We start from the raw sequence: 4514 nt of genomic DNA, 5'->3' as shown, positions 1-4514 counted from the left end.
CGATGGCGGCCGCCAGGCGCCGCGCGCCACCGTCGCCCTGCTCCACGGCCTGGCCGAGCATGCGCGCCGCTACGACGCGCTGGCCGCGCGGCTGGCGGCGGCCGGCATCGAGCTGGTGGCCATCGACCTGCGCGGCCACGGCTGCTCGCCGGGCCGGCGCACCTGGGTCGATCGCTTCGACCAATACCTCGACGACGCCGATGCCCTGGCGAGTTTCGCCAGACGCGAGGGCGTGCCGCTGTTCCTGATGGGCCACAGCATGGGCGGCGCGATCGCCGCGCTGTATGCGATCGAGCGCGCGCCGGCGCGCGGGCAGCCCTTCGCCGGATTGGTGCTGTCCAGCCCCGCGCTGGCGCCCGGCCGCGACGTGCCGCGCTGGATGCTGGCGGCCAGCCGCTTCATGAGCCGTGCCTGGCCGCGCTTTCCGGCCTTGAAGATCGATGCTGCCCTGCTCTCGCGCGACCCCGAGGTGGTGGCCGCCAACCGCGCCGATCCGCTGGTCCAGCACGGCGCCGTGCCCGCGCGCACCGGCGCGGAAATCCTGGTCGCGATGGAGCGCATCGCGCGCGGGCGCGCCTCGCTGGCGCTGCCGACGCTGATCTACCACGGCACCGCCGACAAGCTGACCGAACCGGAAGGCAGCCGCGAGTTCGGCGCGCAGGCCGGGCCGGCCGACAAGACCCTCACGCTTTACGAAGGCAACTACCACGAGACCATGAACGACCTCGAACGAGAGCGCGTGATCGGCGCGCTGATCGACTGGATCGTGGCGCGCAGTTGAACTCGTAGAAGGAAATCGGGAAAGGCCGCGCCGACAACACGGCGGGCAGGCGTCGAGGAGACGCCGTCGCCGAGGCACACGCCGGCCGGCGGCGCGCCTCCGGCGCTCAGACGCCGGCCAGCACGCGCAGGTGCGCGACCACGCTGCGGCCCAGCGCCGACAGGTTGTAGCCGCCCTCGAGGCAGCTCACCACGCGCCCCTGCGCATGCTTGCGGGCGATCTCGCAGATCTGCGTGGTCAGCCATTCGTAGTCGGCCTCGACCAGGCCCATGCGGCCGAGATCGTCCTCGCGATGCGCGTCGAAGCCGGCCGACACGAACAGCATCTGCGGGCGGAACGCCTCCAGCCGCGGCAGCCACAGCATGTCCACCGTCTCGCGGATCGCCATGCCGCTGGTGCGCGCCGGCACCGGCACGTTGAGCATGTTCGGCGCCGGATGCTCGGTGCCCGAGAAGGGGAACAGCGGGTGCTGGAAGAAGCTGCACATCAGCACGCGCGGGTCGTTCGAGAAGGCGGCCTCGGTGCCGTTGCCGTGATGCACGTCGAAGTCGATCACGGCGACGCGTTCGAGCCCGTGCACGTCGAGCGCGTGACGCGCGGCGATCGCCACGTTGTTGAAGAAGCAAAAGCCCATCGCACGCGCCGGCTCGGCATGATGGCCGGGAGGGCGCACGCTGCAGAAGGCGTTGTCGTAGCGGCCCTCGAGCACCGCGTCGGTGGCCGCGATCGCGGCACCCGCGGCGCGCAGGGCGGCCTGCCAGGTATGGCGGTTCATCGAGGTATCGGGATCGAGCTCGCAGTAGCCTTCGGCCGGCACGTTCGACTTGATGTAGTCGATATGGGCCCGCGTGTGCACGCGCGCGAGGGCGGCCTCGCTGGCGAAGGGCGCGCTTTCGTGCTCGATCAGTTCGTCGATGCGGCTCGCGATCAGCTGATCCTGGATCGCCGACAGCCGCGACGGACATTCCGGATGCCATTCGCCCATCTCGTGCAGCAGGCAGTCGGGATGCGTGTAAAAGGCGGTTGCCATGACGTGTTTCGCGGCTCCGGCGCGTCCGGGCCGCGAGTCTCCTTCGATGATGATGACGCGTTTGGCCGCGTGCGAATCCGCCGCTAACTTACCACAGCGGCCGGCATGCCGAGCCGGGGCGCGGGATGCCTCAGTTATACTGGCCCGAACTCAACCGCGTCGTCCTCTCCCCCGGTTCCCATGACTTTCCGATCGTCCGCTGTCTCCTCCCCGCTTCGTTTCCGCTCACGTTTCCCGCTCACGAGCCTCGCGCTCGCGACGGTGGTCGCGACGCTGGCCGCATGCGCGCAGACGCCGGCCGGCCCGCAAGCCTCGCAGGCAAGCCCGGCGATCGCGACCACGCCCGCCGCGGCCCCGGCGCCGGCCCAGCCGGCGGCTCCGCAGCCCCTGCCGGCTGCCGGCCTGTCGCCGTCCGAGGAACAGATCGTGCCGCGGCAGTACGCGAACAATCCCAAGGTCGATGCCTTCATCAACGAGGTCGCCGCGCGCGACGGCCTGGATCCGGCGCGCCTGCGCGCATTGTTCGCCACTGCGAACTATTCGGCCACCGCGGTCAAGCTGGTGCGCCCGGCGCCCTCGCCCTCGGTGAAGAACTGGCGCGTCTACCAGTCGCGCTTTCTCGACACGATCCGCATCAACGCCGGCGTGAAGTTCTGGCGTGCCAACCAGGCCACGCTGCAGCGCGCCTCGGCCGAGTTCGGCGTGCCGCCCGAGGTGATCGTCGGCATCATCGGCGTCGAGACCATCTACGGCCGCTACATGGGCAACTTCCCCGCGCTCGACGCGCTGACCACGCTCGCCTTCGACTATCCGGACACGCCGAACCGCGCCGACCGGCAGGCGACCTTCCGCAAGAACCTGGAGGACTTCCTGGTCTGGACGCGCGACAGCCAGATCGACCCGACCAGCGTGGTGGGTTCGTACACGGGCGCGATCGGCATTCCTCAGTTCCTGCCGAGCAGCATCCGCGCCTATGCGGTCGACTACGAGGGCAACGGCCATATCGACCTGCGCGCGAGCACCGCTGATGCGATCGGCAGCGTCGCCAACTACCTGAAGCAGCACGGCTGGCAGCCGGGCCGCCCGGTGGTCTGGGAGATCGCGCCCGATGCGGGCAGCCAGGGCGTCGCGCAGGCCGCGGCCGACGGCAAGCCCGAGCCGCACCTGAGCCTGTCGCAACTGACGCAGGCCGGCCTGGCGCTCGACGAGCCCTCGGTCGACGTGCGCGCCGAGGCCAGCACGCTCGTGACGGTGGTCGACCTGCCCAGCCCCAACCGCGCGACCGAGTACAAGCTGGGCCTGCAGAACTTCTACGTGCTGACTCGCTACAACCGCAGCTTCTTCTACGCCCTGGCGGTCTACCAGCTCGGCGAGCGCGTCAAGCAGAAGATGCTGGCCACGCAGTAGGCAAGATCCGCGATCGCCGATAAAAAAAGCGCTGCCTCTTCGGGGCAGCGCTTTTTTCATGGACGCGCCGCGCGGCGCGCTTCATCGCAACATCGGCGATCAGGCGGGGAACACACCCGTCGACAGGTAACGATCGCCACGATCGCAGACGATGAAGACGATGGTCGCGTTCTCGACCTGGCGCGCGATCCGCATCGCCACCTCGCAGGCACCGCCCGAGGAGATGCCGCAGAAGATGCCCTCGACGGCCGCGAGCTTGCGCGCCATCGCTTCCGAGGCGGCCTGGCTCACGTTCTCGACGCGGTCGACCCGGCTGCGGTCGAAGATCTTCGGCATGTAGGCCTCGGGCCACTTGCGGATGCCGGGGATGCGCGAGCCTTCCTCCGGCTGCGCGCCGACGATCTCGATACGCTCGCTCTTTTCCTTGAGGAACAGCGAGGTGCCCATGATGGTGCCGGTGGTGCCCATCGCCGACACGAAGTGCGTGATGCGGCCTTCGGTGTCGCGCCAGATCTCGGGGCCGGTGGTTTCGTAGTGCGCGAGCGGATTGTCGGGATTTGCGAACTGGTCGAGGATCACGCCCTTGCCTTCGCGCTGCATCTGGTCGGCCAGGTCGCGCGCGAACTCCATGCCGCCCTTGACCGGCGTCAGCATGATCTCGGCGCCATAGGCGGCCATGCTCTGGCGGCGCTCGACCGAGAGATCCTCGGGCATGATCAGCACCATCTTGTAGCCGCGGATCGCCGCGGCCATCGCCAGCGCGATGCCGGTATTGCCGCTGGTCGCCTCGATCAGCGTGTCGCCCGGCTTGATGCGCCCGCGTTCCTCGGCCTTGCGGATCATCGACAGCGCGGGCCGGTCCTTCACCGAGCCGGCCGGGTTGTTCCCTTCGAGCTTGGCCAGGATTACGTTGTTGCGAGCGCGAATCTCGTCGTCCGGCAGCCGGACGAGTTGCACGAGCGGCGTGTTGCCGATCGTGTCTTCGATAGTTTTGTAAGCCATGGACGTAATGTGATTGCGATGCCGGTGAATCCGTCGATTGTAATCCAGCGCTGATTCGACCGCGCGGGGCGGGATCGGCACGCGACGGCGCGCTGGTTCACGGCAGGCGCGAACCCCGGTCGGCATCACGCAAAAAACCCGCGGCAGGGCCGCGGGAAACCGTCGGGCCGCCGACGGCTGAAGGAGTCGTCAGGCATCGCCTGGCCGGGCGTGCCTCATGGGGCGCGCCTGCGCCTCACTTGCCCGCGGCCTTGGTGGGCGCCGCCGCGCCGCGTGCCGCCGCCGCGGGAGGAG

4 protein-coding genes are annotated in these 4514 nt (G+C 69.4%); 2 read left to right on the top strand and 2 right to left on the bottom strand.

Annotated elements, in window-relative coordinates:
- Positions 1-781 (top strand): alpha/beta hydrolase (locus tag F3J10_RS34465; RefSeq protein WP_167243947.1); only part of this gene is annotated, 781 nt, incomplete at its 5' end.
- A gap of 106 nt (positions 782-887) precedes the next feature.
- Here the strand turns inward: F3J10_RS34465 and F3J10_RS34460 are convergent.
- A complete protein-coding gene (locus F3J10_RS34460) occupies positions 888-1811 on the bottom strand; it encodes a histone deacetylase family protein (RefSeq protein ID WP_013697009.1) in 924 nt (307 codons plus the stop codon).
- A gap of 180 nt (positions 1812-1991) precedes the next feature.
- On the opposite strand from F3J10_RS34460, the gene mltB reads away from it, so the two are divergent.
- A complete protein-coding gene (gene mltB / locus F3J10_RS34455; RefSeq protein ID WP_167243946.1) occupies positions 1992-3218 on the top strand; it encodes a lytic murein transglycosylase B in 1227 nt (408 codons plus the stop codon).
- A 99-nt stretch (positions 3219-3317) separates the two neighbouring features.
- Here mltB and cysM read toward each other — a convergent pair whose 3' ends face one another.
- On the bottom strand, positions 3318-4220 hold the full coding sequence (gene cysM, locus F3J10_RS34450; RefSeq protein ID WP_020381247.1) for a cysteine synthase CysM: 903 nt from the start codon (positions 4218-4220) through the stop codon (positions 3318-3320).
- Between the last annotated feature and the right edge of the window lie 294 nt (positions 4221-4514).

Source organism: Burkholderia sp. Cy-637 (genome assembly GCF_011753175.1).
GTDB lineage: Bacteria > Pseudomonadota > Gammaproteobacteria > Burkholderiales > Burkholderiaceae > Burkholderia > Burkholderia gladioli.
The sequence above is the reverse complement of the archived record's forward strand: the minus strand, read 5'-3'. Positions and strand labels throughout refer to the sequence as shown.

Excerpts from the sequence above, each read along its gene's own strand:
- F3J10_RS34460 (WP_013697009.1), bottom strand. The coding sequence starts at position 1,811 with ATGGCAACCGCCTTTTACACGCATCCCGACTGCCTGCTGCACGAGATG.
- mltB (WP_167243946.1), top strand. The coding sequence starts at position 1,992 with ATGACTTTCCGATCGTCCGCTGTCTCCTCCCCGCTTCGTTTCCGCTCA.
- cysM (WP_020381247.1), bottom strand. The coding sequence starts at position 4,220 with ATGGCTTACAAAACTATCGAAGACACGATCGGCAACACGCCGCTCGTG.